21 protein-coding genes are annotated in these 17539 nt (G+C 65.1%); 4 read left to right on the top strand and 17 right to left on the bottom strand.

Features of this window, described 5'->3' with window-relative positions; translation table 11 throughout:
- Nucleotides 1-44: 44 nt before the first annotated feature.
- The 12 genes from AB4Z32_RS10695 to AB4Z32_RS10750 all read right to left on the bottom strand — a co-directional run bounded on the left by AB4Z32_RS10695 (nucleotide 45) and on the right by AB4Z32_RS10750 (nucleotide 9467).
- Entirely contained in the window at nucleotides 45-746 is a 702-nt protein-coding gene (locus AB4Z32_RS10695) for an RNA pseudouridine synthase (RefSeq protein WP_442121825.1), read from the bottom strand.
- The gene (gene ltaE, locus AB4Z32_RS10700) at nucleotides 743-1765 is read right to left on the bottom strand and encodes a low-specificity L-threonine aldolase (RefSeq protein ID WP_442121826.1); all 1023 of its coding nucleotides are present in this window, start codon (nucleotides 1763-1765) and stop codon (nucleotides 743-745) included. The genes AB4Z32_RS10695 and ltaE overlap by 4 nt, the downstream gene beginning before the upstream one ends.
- 13 nt (nucleotides 1766-1778) lie before the next feature.
- A complete protein-coding gene (locus AB4Z32_RS10705) occupies nucleotides 1779-2708 on the bottom strand; it encodes a class I SAM-dependent methyltransferase (protein ID WP_442121827.1) in 930 nt (309 codons plus the stop codon).
- Nucleotides 2695-2889 (bottom strand): Fe-S cluster assembly protein IscX, encoded by a 195-nt coding sequence (iscX, locus tag AB4Z32_RS10710; protein ID WP_442121828.1) that lies wholly within the window; start codon nucleotides 2887-2889, stop codon nucleotides 2695-2697. Before iscX ends, AB4Z32_RS10705 begins: the two co-directional genes overlap by 14 nt.
- 21 nt (nucleotides 2890-2910) lie before the next feature.
- Nucleotides 2911-3249 carry an ISC system 2Fe-2S type ferredoxin gene (gene fdx, locus AB4Z32_RS10715; protein ID WP_166858900.1) on the bottom strand — a complete coding sequence of 113 codons (339 nt, stop codon included), beginning with the start codon at nucleotides 3247-3249 and terminating at the stop codon, nucleotides 2911-2913.
- A 56-nt stretch (nucleotides 3250-3305) separates the two neighbouring features.
- Nucleotides 3306-5195 carry a Fe-S protein assembly chaperone HscA gene (gene hscA / locus AB4Z32_RS10720; protein ID WP_442121829.1) on the bottom strand — a complete coding sequence of 630 codons (1890 nt, stop codon included), beginning with the start codon at nucleotides 5193-5195 and terminating at the stop codon, nucleotides 3306-3308.
- Between the two features lie 79 nt (nucleotides 5196-5274).
- A complete protein-coding gene (hscB, locus tag AB4Z32_RS10725; protein ID WP_442121830.1) occupies nucleotides 5275-5790 on the bottom strand; it encodes a Fe-S protein assembly co-chaperone HscB in 516 nt (171 codons plus the stop codon).
- A 16-nt stretch (nucleotides 5791-5806) separates the two neighbouring features.
- Nucleotides 5807-6130 carry an iron-sulfur cluster assembly protein IscA gene (iscA, locus tag AB4Z32_RS10730; RefSeq protein WP_442121831.1) on the bottom strand — a complete coding sequence of 108 codons (324 nt, stop codon included), beginning with the start codon at nucleotides 6128-6130 and terminating at the stop codon, nucleotides 5807-5809.
- A 69-nt stretch (nucleotides 6131-6199) separates the two neighbouring features.
- Entirely contained in the window at nucleotides 6200-6592 is a 393-nt protein-coding gene (iscU, locus tag AB4Z32_RS10735; protein ID WP_060567023.1) for a Fe-S cluster assembly scaffold IscU, read from the bottom strand.
- Between the two features lie 30 nt (nucleotides 6593-6622).
- The gene (locus AB4Z32_RS10740; protein ID WP_442121832.1) at nucleotides 6623-7879 is read right to left on the bottom strand and encodes an IscS subfamily cysteine desulfurase; all 1257 of its coding nucleotides are present in this window, start codon (nucleotides 7877-7879) and stop codon (nucleotides 6623-6625) included.
- A complete protein-coding gene (iscR, locus tag AB4Z32_RS10745; RefSeq protein ID WP_442121833.1) occupies nucleotides 7879-8385 on the bottom strand; it encodes a Fe-S cluster assembly transcriptional regulator IscR in 507 nt (168 codons plus the stop codon). Before iscR ends, AB4Z32_RS10740 begins: the two co-directional genes overlap by 1 nt.
- A 314-nt stretch (nucleotides 8386-8699) precedes the next feature.
- Entirely contained in the window at nucleotides 8700-9467 is a 768-nt protein-coding gene (locus tag AB4Z32_RS10750) for a uracil-DNA glycosylase (RefSeq protein WP_442121834.1), read from the bottom strand.
- Nucleotides 9468-9599: 132 nt separating this feature from the next.
- Between AB4Z32_RS10750 and AB4Z32_RS10755 the strand changes: the two genes are divergently transcribed.
- Nucleotides 9600-10058, top strand: a complete 459-nt coding sequence (locus tag AB4Z32_RS10755) for a CBS domain-containing protein (protein ID WP_442121835.1) — start codon at nucleotides 9600-9602, stop codon at nucleotides 10056-10058.
- 26 nt (nucleotides 10059-10084) lie between these two features.
- Here the strand turns inward: AB4Z32_RS10755 and maiA are convergent, their stop codons facing one another.
- Together maiA and AB4Z32_RS10765 are read right to left on the bottom strand one after the other, a co-directional pair.
- Nucleotides 10085-10729: a maleylacetoacetate isomerase gene (gene maiA / locus AB4Z32_RS10760; protein ID WP_442121836.1), complete on the bottom strand. Its 645-nt coding sequence runs from the start codon at nucleotides 10727-10729 to the stop codon at nucleotides 10085-10087.
- Nucleotides 10726-11751 carry a fumarylacetoacetate hydrolase family protein gene (locus tag AB4Z32_RS10765; RefSeq protein ID WP_442121837.1) on the bottom strand — a complete coding sequence of 342 codons (1026 nt, stop codon included), beginning with the start codon at nucleotides 11749-11751 and terminating at the stop codon, nucleotides 10726-10728. The genes maiA and AB4Z32_RS10765 overlap by 4 nt, the downstream gene beginning before the upstream one ends.
- A gap of 113 nt (nucleotides 11752-11864) precedes the next feature.
- Between AB4Z32_RS10765 and AB4Z32_RS10770 the strand changes: the two genes are divergently transcribed.
- From AB4Z32_RS10770 to AB4Z32_RS10780, 3 genes are read left to right on the top strand one after another with little or no spacing between them, the layout of a single operon-like run.
- Nucleotides 11865-12746, top strand: a complete 882-nt coding sequence (locus AB4Z32_RS10770) for a LysR family transcriptional regulator (RefSeq protein WP_442121970.1) — start codon at nucleotides 11865-11867, stop codon at nucleotides 12744-12746.
- Nucleotides 12747-12762: 16 nt separating this feature from the next.
- Nucleotides 12763-13329: a gamma-glutamylcyclotransferase gene (locus tag AB4Z32_RS10775; protein WP_442121838.1), complete on the top strand. Its 567-nt coding sequence runs from the start codon at nucleotides 12763-12765 to the stop codon at nucleotides 13327-13329.
- 40 nt (nucleotides 13330-13369) lie between these two features.
- Nucleotides 13370-13909, top strand: coding sequence for an ankyrin repeat domain-containing protein (locus AB4Z32_RS10780; RefSeq protein ID WP_442121839.1), 540 nt, complete (start codon nucleotides 13370-13372; stop codon nucleotides 13907-13909).
- Here the strand turns inward: AB4Z32_RS10780 and AB4Z32_RS10785 are convergent, their stop codons facing one another.
- The 3 genes from AB4Z32_RS10785 to AB4Z32_RS10795 form a co-directional block, all read right to left on the bottom strand.
- Complete coding sequence (locus tag AB4Z32_RS10785) at nucleotides 13910-15223, bottom strand: diguanylate cyclase (protein WP_442121840.1); 1314 nt, start codon at nucleotides 15221-15223, stop codon at nucleotides 13910-13912. It abuts the gene before it with no gap.
- Between the two features lie 413 nt (nucleotides 15224-15636).
- The gene (locus AB4Z32_RS10790; RefSeq protein WP_442121841.1) at nucleotides 15637-16191 is read right to left on the bottom strand and encodes an AAA family ATPase; all 555 of its coding nucleotides are present in this window, start codon (nucleotides 16189-16191) and stop codon (nucleotides 15637-15639) included.
- Nucleotides 16192-16253: 62 nt separating this feature from the next.
- Nucleotides 16254-17465 (bottom strand): PA0069 family radical SAM protein, encoded by a 1212-nt coding sequence (locus tag AB4Z32_RS10795; protein WP_442121842.1) that lies wholly within the window; start codon nucleotides 17463-17465, stop codon nucleotides 16254-16256.
- Nucleotides 17466-17539: the final 74 nt, after the last annotated feature.

Raw genomic sequence — 17539 nt, forward strand, 5'->3', positions numbered from 1 at the left:
GGCGAGACGATGCAACGCAGCCATGGGGGCGTTTGTCGGACGCTCTAAAACTTCTCGCTATCCTTCAGGTAACGCCACTGCCCCAGCGGCAGGCTGCTGAGCGCCACGCGGCCGATGCGCAGGCGGCGCAGGGCCGTCACCTGCAGGCCGACTTCCCCGCACAGTGCCTCGATCTGGCCCGGGACGATGCCCTTGCCGGCGAAGCGCAGCCGCGCCTCGCTCTGCCAGCTGGCCTTGATCGGCGCGTTCGGGCGGCCGCCCCGGTTCAGGCGCGCCAGGCCATCCTCGGCGATGGCGCCGGTGACCTCGGCCACGTATTCCTGTTCGATGCGGTCGCCGTCCTCGCCCAGCTTGCGCAGCACGCGCCAGTCCTGGCTGAACACGACCAGGCCGCTCGCCATGGCTTCGAGCGGCATCGCCGGCGTCAGCTTGGTGAGGTGGCGCTTGAGCACGCGCTGGCCCTTCCCGGCGTCGAACACGGTGTCCAGCTGCAGGGAATCGAGCGCCGCCTTGCCGTGCAGGCCGGCCGGCTTGTGCAGCAGGATGGTGACCGGCGGCGGCTCGACCGGCGTCGCGCCCGGCAGCAGCACGACCTGCTGGGCGGACGTCACGCGCGTGGCCGGGTCGTCGACCGTTTCACCGTCGACGCTGACCCAGCCGCCGGCGATGTAGCGCTCGGCTTCCCCGCGCGAGCAGGGAAGGATTTCGGCCACGCGCTTGGCGAGGCGGATGCCGTCTTCGGTCATTGGAAGAAGTCCTTGAACGCGGCGATGGTCTTTTGCACGTCCTCTTTGCTGATGTCCAGGTGGGTTACCAGGCGAGTGTGGGTGCCGATCGAGGCGCGGATGCCTTGCCTGGCCAGGTGCTCGCGCAGCCCGGCCACGGCGGCTTCCGGAATCTCGACGTAGAAGATATTGGTTTGCGGCGTGGTGACACGCAGCTGTTCGATCCCGGCCAGGCCGCTCGAGAGGTCGGCGGCATTCTGGTGGTCGTCCGCCAGGCGCTCGACGTTGTGCTCGAGCGCGTACTGGCCCGCGGCGGCGATCACGCCGGCCTGGCGCATGCCGCCGCCCAGCATCTTGCGCCAGCGCTTGCCCTGCTCGATGAAGGCCTTGGGGCCCAGCAGCACCGAACCGACCGGCGCGCCGAGTCCCTTCGACAGGCAGACCGAGACGGTGTCGAAGCCTTCGACTGCTGCGCGCAGGCTGATGCCGTTCTTGACGGCGGCGTTGCAGACGCGGGCGCCGTCCAGGTGGGTGGCCAGGCCCTTGTCGTGGGCCAGCCTGGTTGCGGCGAGCACGTAATCCTGGGACAGCACGCGGCCGCCGATGGTGTTCTCGAGCGCCAGCAGGCGCGTGCGCGCGAAGTGCATATCGTCCGGCTTGATGTAGGCCGCGATGTCGGACAAGGCGATCGAACCGTCCGCCTGGTTGGCGATCGGCTGCGGCTGGATACTGCCCAGCACCGCGGCGCCGCCGCCTTCGTACTTGTAGGTGTGCGCTTCCTGGCCGACCAGGTATTCGTCGCCGCGGCCGCAGTGGGTCATCAGCGCGATCAGGTTGGTCTGGGTGCCGGAGGCTGCGAACAGGCCGGCCTCGTAGCCGAACAGCTCGGCCGCGAAGTCCTGCAGGCGGTTGACGGTCGGGTCGTCGGCATACACGTCGTCGCCGACGGCGGCCGCAGCCATTGCGGCCCGCATCGCGCTGGATGGTTGGGTGACGGTGTCGCTGCGCAGGTCGATCCAGTGTTCGTGTCGGTCGCTCATGAGTCTCTGGCTATCAGTCGTTGGTGGAGACGGCGGGTTCGCCGGTATAGAAGCGCTGGGCCATCTCGTCCAGGCCCACTTCGGCCAGCACCTGCTGCAGGCGCTCGGCGGGCCGCTTGCGCGGCAGGTTTTTATACGTGGCGACGATCAGCTCGTTCTTCATCGAGTGCTCCCAGCCCACCAGTTCCGTCACCGTCACCTGGTAGCCGTGCGCCTCCAGCTGCAGGCAGCGCAGCACGTTGGTGATCTGGCTGCCGAACTCGCGGGTGTGGATCGGGTGGCGCCAGATCTCGGTCAGCGCGCTGCGGCCCAGGTCCTTGCCCTTGTTCTTGCGCAGCACGGATGCCACTTCGGCCTGGCAGCAGGGCACCAGCACGATGTGCTTCGCCTTCTTCTTCAAGGCGAAGTCGATCGCGTCGTCGGTCGCGGTATTACAGGCGTGCAGCGCGGTGACCACGTCGATGGCCGCGGGCAGCTTGCCCGAGTCGGTCGACTCGGCCACCGACAGGTTCAGGAAGGACATGCCCCCGAACTGGAGTCTCGCCGCCAGCTCGGTCGATTTCTGCACCAGCTCTTCGCGGGTTTCGATGCCGTAGATGTGGCCGCCCTCGCCCGCCGCCTTGTTTTTAAAGAGAAGGTCGTACAGGATGAAGCCGAGGTAGGACTTGCCGGCGCCATGGTCGACCAGGCTCACGCCATGCTTGCTCTCGCCCTGCTTTTCCAGTACGTCGCCGACCAGCGGCTCGATGAACTGGACCAGGTGGTAGACCTGCTTGAGCTTGCGGCGGCTGTCCTGATTCAGCTTGCCGTCGCGGGTGAGGATGTGCAGCTCCTTGAGCAGCTCGATCGACTGCCCGGGCTTGACCTCGGGGAGGAGTTCATAAACCGACTGCGCGGCCGGCGCCGGCTTCTTCGGGGCGCCTTCTTTTTTAGCTTGCTTCATCTATCCAGGCCGTTTGTATGGCTTCCAGCACGCGCTCGCCGCCGCGCGCGCGGTCGTCGTCGAAGCCTTCCAGCCCGACGACCCAGTTGTGCAGATCCACGAAGCGCACCGTGCGCGGGTCGACGTCCGGGTAGGTCTCGTACAAGGCCTCGGCGATGGCGGCGACGTCGGTCCACTTCATGGCAATCTCCAGTTCAGGCGATCAGTGATTCTCTGCGGCGTGGTTGATCGTGTATTTCGGGATCTCGACCACCAGGTCCTCATCGGCGATGATGGCCTGGCAGGACAGGCGCGAGTTCGGCTCCAGGCCCCAGGCCTTGTCCAGCATGTCCTCTTCCTTTTCTTCCTGCTCGTTCAGCGAGTCGAAGCCTTCGCGCACGATCACGTGGCAGGTGGTGCAGGCGCACACGCGGTCGCAGGCGTGCTCGATCTCGATGTCGTTTTCGAGCAGCGTGTCGCAGATCGACTTGCCGCTCTGGCCTTCGAGCACGGCGCCTTCGGGGCAGAAGACGGGATGGGGGAGGATGACGATTTGTGGCACTTCTTTTACCTCGTTTGTTTTATTGCTTGACGTGGGCACGGGGTGCCCACGATCCATCACACCTGATCCAGCGATTTACCGGCCAGCACCTTGCGCACACTCTTGTCCATGCGCCGCGCCGCGAATTCCTCGGTGCCGTGGGCCAGCGCCTGTACGGCGTCGTGCAGCTTGTGCTGGCGCTCGTCCACGCCGAGCGCCTCGTCGGCCGAGCGGGCCAGCGCGTCGCGCACGCCCTGCTCCAGGGTCGCCACCGCGGCGCGTTCCTCGTCGTTCAGCAGGTCGGCGTCGGCGTCCAGCGCCGACTGCGTGGCCAGCAGGATGCGCTCGGCCTCGACCTGTTCTTCGCGCAGCGCGCGCGCCACCATGTCGACTTGCGCGGAGTTGTACGAATCCTGCAGCATGCGCGCGACTTCGTCGTCACCCAGGCCGTAGGACGGCTTGACGGTGATGTGCGCCTCGACGCCCGAGCGGGTCTCGCGCGCCGACACCGACAGCAGGCCGTCCGCATCGACCTGGTAGGTCACGCGGATGCGCGCCGCGCCGGCCGCCATCGGCGGGATGCCGCGCAGCTCGAAGCGCGCCAGCGAACGGGTATCTAGCACCAGCTCGCGCTCGCCCTGCACCACGTGCACGGCGAGGGCCGTCTGGCCGTCCTTGAAGGTCGTGAACTCCTGGGCGCGGGCGCAGGGAATCGTCGAGTTGCGCGGGATGATCTTCTCGACCAGGCCGCCCATGGTCTCGATGCCCAGCGACAGCGGGATCACGTCCAGCAGCAGCCAGTCGTCGCCCGCCGCGCGGTTGCCGGCCAGCAGATTGGCCTGGATCGCGGCGCCCAGCGCCACCACCTTGTCCGGGTCGATGTTCGCGTGCGGGATGGTCTTGAAGAAGTCGCCCACCGCGCGGCGCACGTGCGGCATGCGGGTCGCGCCGCCCACCATCACGACGCCGTCGACGTCTTCGACGCTGACGTTCGCATCGCGCATGGCCTTGCGCACCGCGTTCATGGTCTTGGCGATCAGCGGCTGGGTGATCTCGGCAAAGGTCCTGGCGCTCACCAATACCTGCACGATCTCGCCCGACTTCAGGATCGCCTCGACAGTCGTCTCTTCGTTGGTCGACAACAGTTCCTTGGCCTGGCGCGCCTTGACCATCAGGGTCGCCGTGTCTTCGTCGGACAGCGGCGCGAGGCCGGCCTGCTGGGTGATGTGGCAGAACAGGCGCTGGTCGAAGTCGTCGCCGCCCAGGGCCGAATCGCCGCCGGTCGACAGCACTTCGAACACGCCTTTCGAGAGCTTGAGGATCGAGATGTCGAAGGTGCCGCCGCCCAGGTCGTAGACCGCGAACACGCCTTCCTTGCCGTGGTCCAGGCCATAGGCGATGGCGGCCGCGGTCGGCTCGGACAGCAGGCGCAGCACGTTCAGGCCGGCCAGCTGGGCCGCATCCTTGGTCGCCTGGCGCTGGGCGTCGTCGAAGTAGGCCGGCACGGTGATCACGGCGCCGACCAGTTCGTCGCCGAGGGCGTCTTCGGCGGTCTGGCGCAGGGTCGCCAGGATCTGTGCCGAGACTTCCACCGGGCTTTTCACGCCGGCCACGGTCTTGACCTGCACCATACCAGGAGCATCGACGAAGTCATACGGCAGGTTCTCGACGTGCGCGATGTCCTTCAGGCCGCGGCCCATGAAGCGCTTCACGGAGACGATGGTGTTCTTCGGATCGGTGGTGCGGGCCGCCATCGCTTTGTAGCCGATGTTGGCGTGGCCGTTCGGCAGGTAGCGAACGATCGATGGCAGCAGCGCGCGGCCGTCTTCGTCGCTCAGCACTTCGGGAATGCTGGAGCGGACGGTCGCGACGAGGGAGTTGGTGGTGCCCAGGTCGATGCCCACCGCCAGCCGGTGCTGGTGCGGTGCGGTCGACATGCCGGGTTCGGAAATCTGCAGTAGTGCCATGGTCGTGTTACCTGTTTGTTTTTATGTACCGCGCTGCGCTGGCCTGCCGGGCCACTTGGTGTGGCGCTTCGTGCCCACGTTATGATTCGAGCGCTTCGAACGCGTAATGCAATTCGTCGGCGAACTTATCGAGGAACATCAGCGCGCGCACGCCCTGCGCGGCCTGGCCGTAGTCGCCGGCGTCGAGCAGCTTGCCGACCTGGGCCAGCCGGCTCTTCTTCTCGCTGCGTACCTGAGCGTCCAGTTCGTCCAGCGCCTCGGCATCCTTGCTTGCTCTCGCATCGCCGAGGGCCTCGCGCAGTTCCATCTGCTGCATCAGGAAGTCCATCGGCATCGCCGTGTTGGACTCGGTCTGCAGGTCGACGCCGTTCAGCTCGCACAGGTAGCGCGCGCGCAGCATCGGCTTGCGCAGGGTCTGGTAGGCCTCGTTGGCGCGGGTCGCCCACTGCATCGCGACGCGCTTCTCGGCGTCGCTGGCGTTGACGAAGCGGTCCGGGTGGACCCGGCCCTGGACTTCGCGGTAGGCCGCATCCAGGGCGTCCATGTCGACGTCGAACCTGGCCGGGAGTTGGAACAGCTCGAAGTGGTTCTGCATCGCGGGTCTGCTTGCCTCAGATGCGGAAGGATTCGCCGCAGCCGCAGTTGTCCTTGACGTTCGGGTTGTTGAAGCGGAAGCCTTCGTTCAGGCCTTCGCGGGCGAAGTCCAGTTCGGTGCCGTCGATATAGGGCAGGCTCTTCGGATCGACGAAGACCCTCACGCCGTGCGATTCGAAGATATTGTCTTCGTCCGCCGGCTCGTCGACATACTCCAGCTTGTAGGCCAGGCCGGAGCAGCCGGTCGTGCGCACACCGAAACGCAAGCCGACACCCTTGCCCCGGCGTTCGAGGTAACGGTTGATGTGCTTCGCGGCTTTTTCGGTCAGGGTGATTGCCATCAGTATTCTCCAGCTTGAATTACGTTTGCTGCTTCGGCAGGGTGGGCACGCCGCGCCCACCCTACGGATTTACGCCTGTTCGGTAGCGTGCTTGTGCTTGTAATCGGCCACGGCGGCCTTGATCGCATCCTCTGCCAGGATCGAGCAGTGGATCTTCACCGGCGGCAGCGCCAGTTCTTCGGCGATCTGGGTGTTCTTGATGGACAGCGCTTCGTCCAGCGACTTGCCCTTCACCCATTCGGTCACCAGCGAGCTCGAAGCGATCGCCGAACCGCAGCCGTAGGTCTTGAACTTCGCGTCTTCGATCACGCCGGCTTCGTTGACCTTGATCTGCAGCTTCATCACGTCGCCGCAGGCCGGGGCGCCGACCATGCCGGTGCCGACGTCGTCGGAGTTCTTGTCGAACGAGCCGACGTTGCGCGGGTTTTCGTAGTGGTCGAGGACTTTGTCGGAATATGCCATGTCAGTGCTCCTTGTATTCGTATGCGGTGATTAGTGTGCGGCCCATTGGATCGAATTCAGGTCGATCCCGTCCTTGTGCATTTCCCACAGCGGCGACAGTTCGCGCAGCTTGCCGACTTTCGACTTCAGCAGGTTGACCGCGAAGTCGATGTCTTCCTCGGTCGTGAAGCGGCCGATGGTGAAGCGGATCGAGCTGTGCGCCAGTTCGTCGCTGCGGCCCAGGGCGCGCAGCACGTAGGACGGCTCCAGCGAGGCCGAGGTGCAGGCCGAACCCGACGACACGGCGAGATCCTTGACCGCCATGATCAGCGACTCGCCTTCGACGAAGTTGAACGAGACGTTCAGGTTGTGCGGCACGCGGTGTTCCATGTCGCCGTTGATGTAGACCTCTTCGATCTCCATCAGGCCCTTGGCCAGGCGGTCGCGCAGCGCCTTCACTTTCACGATCTCCGCATCCATCTCTTCCTTGGCGATGCGGAAGGCTTCGCCCATACCCACGATCTGGTGGGTCGGCAGGGTGCCCGAACGCAGGCCGCGCTCGTGGCCGCCGCCGTGCATCTGCGCTTCCAGGCGCACGCGCGGCTTGCGACGGACATACAGGGCGCCCACGCCTTTCGGGCCGTAGGTCTTGTGCGCGGTGAAGGTCATCAGGTCGACCTTCAGGTCTTCCAGGTTGATGTGGACCTTGCCGGTGGCCTGGGCGGCGTCGCAGTGGAAGATCACGCCCTTCTTGCGGCACAGTTCGCCGATTTCCTTGATCGGCTGGATCACGCCGATCTCGTTATTCACCAGCATGACGGAGACCAGGATGGTGTCCGGGCGGATCGCCGCTTCCAGCTGTTCCAGCGAGACCAGGCCGTTGTCCTGCGGCTCCAGGTAGGTCGCCTCGAAGCCGACGCGCTCCAGTTCGCGCACGGTGTCGAGCACCGACTTGTGCTCGGTCTTCACGGTGATGATGTGCTTGCCCTTCGTTTTATAGAAGTTGGCGGCGCCCTTCAGGGCCAGGTTGTTCGATTCGGTCGCACCCGAGGTCCAGATGATCTCGCGCGGATCGGCGCCGACCAGGGCGGCGACATTGGCGCGCGCTTCCTCGACCGCCGCCTCGGCGCTCCAGCCGTAGGCGTGGCTGCGCGAGGCCGGATTGCCGAACTGCTCGCGCAGGAAGGGAATCATGGCGTCGGCGACGCGTGGATCGATCGGCGTGGTCGCCGAATAGTCCATGTAGATCGGGAAATGCGGTGCAGTCTGGAAGCTCTGCTCGATTTTTTTGTCCAGGGGCGCGTTCATCAGTTCACTCCAATATGCTTTGCTTCGGTGTTGTCCGGCGACGCGTGGCGGTGCATCACCACCACGTTCTGTTCCTTCGATTCTTTTTGTTTCTGCTGCTCGACCAGGTCATGCAGGGTGACCGAATCGAGGTAATCGACCATCTTCGCGTTCAGCGTGGCCCAGAGTTCATGGGTCATGCAGCGCGTGCCGCTGGCGGCATCGGCGCCGTGGCAATTTTCCTTGCCGCCGCACTGGGTCGCATCGAGCGGCTCGTCGACGGCGATGATGATGTCGGCCACGGTCACCTTGTCGGCGCTGCGCGCCAGGCTGTAGCCGCCGCCCGGGCCGCGCACCGACTCGACGATCTCGTGCCGGCGCAACTTGCCGAACAGCTGCTCCAGATAGGACAGCGAAATGGCCTGGCGCTGGCTGATGCCCGACAGCGTGACGGGACCATTGCCCTGGCGCAGGGCAAGATCGATCATCGCGGTAACAGCAAAACGGCCTTTGGTGGTCAGACGCATCACAACCCCGGGTTGGTATCCAAACAGTGTTAAAATCTTGCTTCTCTTCAACGCCTCAAGTTCCTTTCCCGCATTAGCAAGAATAAAAACCTGATTAGTTGATTGAATTAGTCAAGTATAGCGCATTCGGCAGCCTTTGTCTTGGCGGCCCCAAAACCACCACACTCCCAAAATTCGGGGTCAGAGCACTTTTCCCGACAAAAGCTCACAGGCAATCGCCCCCCGTGTCCCCGGCACTTCCGCGCTGATACCGGCGCAATCGCGCAACGACGGTTCCAGAGAACATTTGATCGAAAAAGTGCTCTGACCCCGAATTAGGGACGCAGCAGTTGCATCGGGCCGAACAGCTTGTGCATGCCTTCGTGGCCGATGAAGCTCAGGTTGTAGGGGTGTTCGGCGTGGATCTGGGGGAAGCCTTCGGTTTCCGGTACTTTCTTCAGTTGCTCGGCGATCTTGCCCCACAGGACCAGGGTCGGCTTCGGCTCGCACTGCCCGAGCGTGGCGAAGACGGCGCGCTGGAACGGTAGCCAGGCGCGGGCGTCGACCACCGGGGCGACGTGCTTGCGGAATACCAGCGAAGCGTTCAGCAGCAGGAAGCCCCGCGCGACCAGCTTGTCCTGCAGCGCCGGCAGCGTCTGGATGAAAGCCCCTTCGCGAGCCGCTTTGGCGATCGGCGCCAGGGCCGCGCCGCCGGTGTCGGCCATGCTCAGCTGGCCGTCGGCCACCAGCAGCATCTTCATGAAGTTGCGCAGCGAGGTCGCGCGGTTGACCGGCTTCGACAGGCCGGTGTCCGACCACAGCCCGCCCACCGCGCCGTCCATGAAGCACACGCCGGTCGCGCTCTCGGGGCGCGGGTACGGCCCCTCGCCCACCAGCACGTAGCGCACCTGCCCCAGCGGCAGGGAAAAGGCCGCGAACAGCCGCCCGCCGGTCGGCAGGTAGTCGTCGGCAGCGAGCGCCGGCAGATAGGCCGGGTCGAGCGCCATCATGGCGCGCAGGCCGGCTTCCAGGTGCGGCCGCCACGAGGGGTCGGCAAGGTCGAAGGCATCGAGGATGGGCGCGGGGATCGCGGTATTCGGCATGGCTGGGCTCGGCAAGCTGAAAAGGGCTCAGATTGTAGCTTTTTTACGGGCCGTTCCGCGCGTCAACCTGGCGTCCGGGTTTCGCAAATCGGTGCATCATCGGCAGCATTTCGCAACCCAGGGAGACCCCCCATGCAAACGATCCAGGATGTGATGACCCGCGACGTGCAAAGCATCTCGCCGCAGGAAACGATACAGCGCGCCGCCCAGATGATGGATGAACTGAACGTCGGCTCGATCCCGGTGCTCGACGGCCAGAAGCTGGTCGGCATGATCACCGACCGCGACATCACCGTGCGCGCCACCGCCGCCGGCCAGGCGCCGGGCAGCACCCGCGTCGGCGACGTGATGAGCACCGACGTGCGCACCTGCTCGCCGCACCAGACCGTCGACGAGGTGCTCGGCCAGATGGGCGACGTGCAGATCCGCCGCGTGCCGGTGGTCGACCAGGCCTCGCATGAGGTGGTCGGGATCGTGTCGTTGGGGGATATGGCGACCAAGCACTCGGCCGGCGTCGACCACGCCCTGGAAGAGGTATCGAAGCCGTCGAGACCGGACCGCTCGACGGCCGGATCGCAGACCCGGCACTGAGCCGTCAATCGCCGGCCGGCGCGGGATTACTCCGCGTCCGGCTGGTTCGAAGGATGCGCCGCCACGAAGGCGGGAATCTGCACGCACAGCGCATTGATGCGCGAGATGTTCGGATAGATCGAGACATCGATGCCGTGGCGCTGCGCATTGAAGACCTGCGGCACCAGGAAGCAATCGGCGATGGTCGGCTTGTGGCCATGGCACAGCGGACCGGCGCTGGGGTCGCGCGCCAGGTGCTTTTCGAGCACCTCGAGGCCGCCGACCAGCCAGTGACGGTACCACTCCGCCTTCTTCTCTTCCGTCACGCCGAGATCGTGCACCAGGTAGCGCAGCACGCGCAGGTTGTTCACGGGATGGATGTCGCAGGCGATGATCTGGGCCAGCTCGCGCACGCGGGCGCGCTCGGTGGCGTCCTTCGGCATGATCGGCATCTTCGGATGGGCATCTTCGAGGTACTCGAGGATGGCCATCGATTGCGTCAGCGTGATGTAGTCGTCCTGAAAAGCCGGCACCAGGCCGCTCGGATTGATGGCGCGGTACTGCTCCTGCAGCTGTTCGCCGCCGCCGCGCAGCAGATGCACCGGGATAGCATCGTACTGGAGCCCCTTCAGATTCAGCGCGATACGCACCCTGTAGGCGGCCGAGCTGCGAAAATAGGTATAGAGCTTCATTCCTTCCTCCCGTGATAGTGGGCGACCTCCTGGTCGATCGCCCCGAAAATGCTCGCGCCGGCCGCATCCTGCATTTCGATGCGGACCGTGTCGCCGTAGCGCAGGAACGGCGTCTGGGGCGCGCCCTGTTCGATCGTTTCATACATGCGCAGCTCGGCCAGGCAGCAGTAGCCGACGCCGCCGTTGGCGATGCTCGAGCCGTGCAGGCCGCCCTGCTTGTTCGACACCGTGCCGGAGCCGATGATGCTGCCGGCCGCCAGCTCGCGCGTCCTGGCGGCATGCGCGACCAGCTGGGCGAAGCTGAAGGTCATGTCCTCGCCCGCGTTCGGGCGGCCGAAGGACTGGCCGTTCAGGGTCACCAGCAGCGGCAGGCAGAGCTTGCTGTCGCGCCAGGCCTCGCCCAGCTCGTCCGGCGTCACGGCCACCGGCGAGAAGGCGCTGGCCGGCTTCGACTGGAAGAAGCCGAAGCCCTTCTCCAGCTCCTTCGGGATCAGGTTGCGCAGCGAGACGTCGTTCACCAGCATCACCAGGCGGATCGCCTGCGCAGCCTGTTCCGGGCTCGCACCCATCGGCACGTCGCCGGTGACGACCGCCACTTCCGCTTCCAGGTCGACGCCCCAGTCCTCGGACAGCACCGCGATCGGGTCGCAGGGGCCGACGAAGGAATCCGAACCGCCCTGGTACATCAGCGGATCGTTGTAGAAGGACGGCGGCACCTCGGCGCCGCGGGCCTTGCGCACCAGCTCGACGTGGTTGATGTAGGCCGAGCCGTCGGCCCACTGGTAGGCGCGCGGCAGCGGCGAGGCGCATTCCTCTTCCAGGAAGGAGACGGCGTCCTGGGCCGTGCCCTGGTTCAGCTCTTGGTACACCCGCTGCAGTTGCGGCGCGACGCGGTCCCAGTCGTCCAGCGCGGCCTGCAGGGTGGGCGCGATGCCGGGGACGGCCTGGCAGGTGACGAGGTCACGGCTGACGACGACGAGAGTGCCGTCGCGGCCGCCGGTTTTCAGAGTGGCAAATTTCATGAGATTCCTCAGCGACAAATATTGCCGTAATTAAAAATGAAAACGTACTATCATACAAACAATATTTTTCGACCTATTTATCGGACTATCTGATGAATCCCACCCTGCGCCAGATGCGCGCCTTCGTCGCTGTGGCCAAGACTGGTAACTTTACGCTTGCTGCTCAATACATGCACGTGACACAGTCAGCTTTGTCCGGTTTGATCAAAGAACTAGAACAAACACTTGGCGCGAGGGTGATTGATCGCAGTACGCGTCGAATCGCACTGACGGAAATGGGCAAGGAGCTCTACCCCCTATTCAGCCAGATGATCGACGATCTCGACCGTGCGCTTGCTAACGTTGCGGATCATACACAACTCAGGAAGGGTATCGTCCGAGTCGCGGCGCCCCAGCTGATGGCATGTACCCTGTTGCCCCAGGCCATCGCCGCCTGGCGAGTGCGCCACCCCGAAATCAAGGTCAGCCTGGCCGACAGCGGGGTCGAGCAGGTCGGCGCGCGGGTGCTGTCCGGCGAGGTCGACTGCGGCATCGGTCCCGAGCGCGACGACACCCCGGAACTCGAAGCGCGGCCGCTGCTCGAGATGCCTTTCGAAGCCGTGCTGCCGCCCGGCCATCCGCTCGAGAGCCGCGGGCAGCTGACCTGGAACGACCTGGCCGGCTATCCCTTCATCTCGCTGCGCGGCCAGTTCACCGAGCGCCTGCTGGCCGATATGGACGGGTCCCTGCGCGAAGCGACCCTCAAGCCCGAGCACGAGGTGACCTTCATGACGACCGCGCTGGCGATGGTGGCGGCCGGCCTCGGCGTGACGATCTGCATGCCTTATGCGTCGGCCCTGGTGCGGCGCCACGGCCTGCTGACCCGGCCGCTGGCCGAGCCGGTGCTGACACGCCGCTTCTTCATCTATACGCGCGGACAGCGCTCGCTGTCGCCGGCGGCCGAGGCCTTCGTCGCCTTCTTCCTCGATTACGTCGGCAAGGGCTTGCCCCGGTAAGCGCTAGAATGGCGGGATGTCCCATAACACCATCGACATCAACCGGACCATGAAGCGCTTCGACAGCCACGCCAAGGTGTGGCTGTTCGGCTACGGCTCCCTGATCTTCAAGGCCGACTTCCCCTTCCTCGAACGCCGTCCGGCCCACATCGCCGGCTGGACCAGGCGCTTCTGGCAAGGCTCGCACGACCACCGCGGCACCGAGACGGCGCCCGGGCGCGTGGTGACCCTGGTGCCGGAAGCCGGCGCGCTCTGCCACGGCATGGCCTACCTGGTCACGCCGGAGGAATTCGCCCACCTCGACTACCGCGAAAAGAACGGCTACCTGCGCCTCGCCACCGACATCCATTTCGAGGACGGCGGCTCGGCCGAGGGCCTGGTCTACATCGCCACCCACGAGAACGCGGCCTACCTGGGCCCGGCCAGCGAGCGCGAGATCGCGCGCCAGATCGCCGGCGCCCGCGGACCGAGCGGACCGAACAGCGAGTACCTGCTGGAGCTGGCCAGGGCCCTGCGCGAACTGGGCAAGCCCGACGAACACGTGTTCGAGATCGAGCGCCACCTGGTAGCGTTCCACGGCTGATCCTGCGCCCCGATTCCGGCGCCTGTGGTCTAATCGCCGCATGCAACCAGCACCGACACGGCCGCCGTCAAGCGACGAACTCGACGAGGACACCCTCGCCTTCGTGCGCCGGGTATTCGGCTTCGCCCGCGCCGGCGAGGCCGCGGAACTCGCCACCCTGCTGGGCCAGGGCCTGCCGCCGAACCTGCGCAACGAGCGCGGCGACAGCCTCCTGATGCTGGCCTGCTACCACGGCCACCACGATGCCGCGAAAGTCCTGCTGGACCACGGCGCCGATCCGGACCTCATGAACGATGTCGGCCAGGCCCCGCTGCACGGCGCCGCCTTCAAGGGAGATCTGCGGATCGCCATCCTGCTGCTCAGCCATGGCGCCCAGGTCGACACCGCCGGCCCGAACGGCAAGACGGCGCTGATGTTCGCCGCCATGTTCAACCGCGCCGACATCGCCCGGCTGCTGCTGGCGCGCGGCGCCGATCCCTTCCGGCTGGATGCCGACGGCAATTCCATGCTCGACGCGGCGCGCAGGATGGGGGCCGCCGACACCATGGAGCTGATGGCCGCAAGCACCAACGAAAGATAATCAGGCCGAAGGCATCGGACAGATACGATCGCGCCCGCCCTGCTTGGCCTCGTACAGCATGGCGTCCGCGCGCAGGAACAGCGCGTTCTCCGTCTGGCAGGCCGGATAGGCGGCCATCCCGCCGCTGAAGGAAAAGCGCCGCACGTCGCCCGAACGCACCTCGAAAGGCAGCAGACCGAAGGCCTGGCGCATCGCATTCAGCCGGTGCCAGCCGCGCTCCAGTGTGCAATCCCAGAACACGATCACGAATTCCTCGCCGCCGAAACGGCTGAGCAGGTCGCGCTCGCCCAGGTGGGATGCCAGGCAGACCGCCAGGCGCTTGATGACGATGTCGCCAAAATAATGGCCCCAGCTATCGTTGATGGTCTTGAACTTGTCGATGTCGATCACGCCGAAGGCCATCGGACACTCCTCGCGCGCCGCCTGGCGGATCAGTTCCTGGGCCTTCTTCTGCAGGCCGACCTTGTTCAGCAGGCCGGTCGCGCGGTCCTTGGCAATCAGGTCCTTGCTGATGCGGATCTTGCTGGCCCGGTTGACCAGCTGGGCGCACAGCAGGCCGGGGTCGCCTGCCGGCAACACCGCGTCGAAGCCGTTCGCCAGGGCGCGCTGCATCAGGGCGGCGTCCGGCTGGCGCTGCAGCAGCACGATCTCGCGCACCGGGTCGGCTTCGATGTTTTTCTTGAGTACGCGCGCCAGGGAATCGGTGCGCGCGAACTCGGCATCGCTGACCAGCACCAGGTCGGGCTGCAGCTCGCGCACCCGCAGGTGCAGGGTCTGGGCCTGATCGTGCGGGATCAGCTCGATGCGCGCCTGGCGCAGGCAATCCTCGTCGAATCCGCCGGCTTCTCCCAGGTGGAGCAGGCGTACCAGCTCGCCGCGCTTTTGCTGGACGAAGAGATTGAACAGCTTGTCGACCAGTACGTCGTTGGCGATCGGCTTTTCGGCATAGGCCAGGCAGTGGGAGTCGACCAGTTTCTGCTGCAGCAGGTAGCGGCCGCCCTGGCGCGAGCTCTGCAGGTAGACGTATTCGCGCCCCGGCGGCAGGCGCTGCAGCAGCTCGCCCAGCATCAGGGTCTTGCGCCTGTCCTGCATGTCGGCCTGCATATTGTGCAGGGCATCGAGATCGATCACGAACAGGCCGTTGCCGGCATCGCCCTCCACCGCCGCCACGAACTCGCTGACTTCGCTGAAGAAAGCCATGTCGAAGTCATATTTGTGGGCGTGGAGCCGCAACTCGGCAGCGTTGTCCTTGATGAAGAAACTCTGCGACAACAACAGCGCACGGTATTTGTAGAGCGGGACGTTGCTTGGCATGGGACCTGGTCTGTGTATCGGAATGCATCAGCAACACAAACATACAAGGATCCTGAGAAAAATTGTATAAAAAGGGAAACTTTTTTTATCAAATATGCATTCCGAATGACGGCGCAACAACACTCGGCTTGGTCCTCGTGCTTGATGCGATCACGCAAACTTGGTATTCAGGATAGCTATCGTCCCGTTGTGTACGGTGGCGTTTTATGCAGGAGTTCACGTGCAAGGACTCCTGCGAAGCCGCGAACAACACAATTCAGTCCATGGATGACGCTCGAAACAGCGTCAACAGGAACATCAAAGTTGAAATTCGAGATGGCATCGTAAGTATGGAATGCGTGAAGAAATAAGTTGACACGCCAATAAAGCAAATCCGCCCTCGGGCGGATTTGTTCGTTTACAGCGGCCCGCAGTCAGACCACGCCCTCGATCACCCGGCGTACCTGCAGCCCGCGTTCCTCGACGCTGCCGCTCACCAGGGTATACGGAATGCCGCGCGCCTCCAGGTCCTCCAGGACGAGCTGGTGGATGCGCCCGCGCCAGGCTTCGTTCTCGCGCGCGGCCTGCTCCTCATAGGGGATGTCGTCGGCACAGACGAAGGTATGCGCATAGCGCTCGCGGCATTCGTCGGCGCAGCGCAGCAGCTCGGGCGGGACCGGCTTGCCGACCTGGCCGAATTCCAGGCCCAGCAGCAAGGTGGTCAGGGCATTCGTGTCGACGAACAGGTAGCACCTGGCGTAGGGCATCTGCTCGTCCTCGGCCTCGCGGTGGCGCAGGGCGATGTCGACATAATCGCCGGCATCCAGCTGGCCTTCCTTGTCTTCCCAGATGTAGCGGCCGATCTCGGGCACGGCCACGCTGCCGTACTGGCGCGCCAGGTATTCGCACAAGGTCGATTTGCCGGTCGATTCCGCACCGACAAACACCACCCGCCTGATCCGGCCTGCTGCGCTGCCCTGCTCTTCCATATGAATCCCGTGATCGTAATGAATTACTTGCATCCCAGAAAGATGCGAGGCGCCATCCTAACTCAAAACAGGTCCATCTGCGGGCTCGCCTTGGCCTTCCCGCCCTGCGGCTTGCCGCCCGCCTCGGCCGCCGGCACGCCGCCGAACAGGTCGAGCTGGGTAACGTCCTCGTCGCGGCGCTGGCAGGCCGCGGCCGAGGGCACCACCAGCGGGCGGCGGAACTGCGTGCCGTCCATCTTGCTGAAGCGGCCATTAAAGCCGTCCATGCCGAGCCGCTTGACCGCCTTGGTGAAGCGCTGGCGGATCAGGTCGGCCCACACGCCTTCGCCCGTCATGCGCTTGCCGAAATCGCTATCGTATTCCTTGCCGCCGCGCATATCTTTCATGCGATTCAGGACGCGTTGAGCCCGGTCTGGAAAATGAGCGTACAACCATTGATGAAACAGCGGGTTGACTTCCCACGGCATGCGTAGCACGACGTAGTGGGCGCCGACCGCGCCGGCGTCCCTGGCGGCCTCGAGGATGCGCTCGATCTCCGGTTCCGTGATGAAGGGAATGATGGGCGCCACGCTGACGCTGACCGGGATGCCGGCTTCGGTGAGCGTGCGGATCGCGCGCAGGCGGCGTGCCGGCGCGGCCGCGCGCGGCTCGAGGGTGCGCGCGATCTCGCCGTCCAGGGTCGTGAGCGTGATCGCGGCCGCCGCCAGGCCCTTCTCCGCCATCGGCGCGATCAGGTCGACGTCGCGCTCGATCAGCGCCGACTTGGTGATCAGGCCATAGGGGTGCTTGCACTCGGCCAGCACCTGCAGCACTTCGCGCGTGATGCCGCGTTCGCGCTCGCAAGGCTGATAGGCGTCCGTGTTGACGCCGATGGCGATGCTTTCGGGCACATAGCCGGGGCGGGCCAGTTCGCGGCGCAGCAGGTCGGCCGCATTCACCTTGGCGAAGATGCGGCTTTCGAAGTCGAGGCCGGGCGACAGGCCGAGATAGCTGTGCGAGGGACGTGCGAAGCAATAGATGCAGCCGTGCTCGCATCCCCGGTAGGGATTGAGCGAGACATTGAAGGGAATGTCCGGCGATGCATTGCGGGTCAGGATGGTTTTGGCAAACTCATCCGTGACAATGGTCTTCGGCGCGGCCGGTCCTTCATCCTTCAGCCCCGGGACCGTCCAGCCGTCGTCGAAACGCTCGCGGCCGTGGACTTCGTAACGGCCCTGAAGGTTCGACACGGCGCCACGGCCCTTGTGCGGCGCGAGCGGCCGCGGGGGGATCATGACCTGGCCTTGCAATTCCACGTCTTCTGCCCAAGCTTGTTGGCGATTCACTATGGCGCTCCCGAGTACTGTAT

The sequence above is a fragment of the Massilia sp. 2TAF26 genome, assembly GCF_052115005.1.
Classification (GTDB): Bacteria; Pseudomonadota; Gammaproteobacteria; order Burkholderiales; family Burkholderiaceae_D; genus Telluria.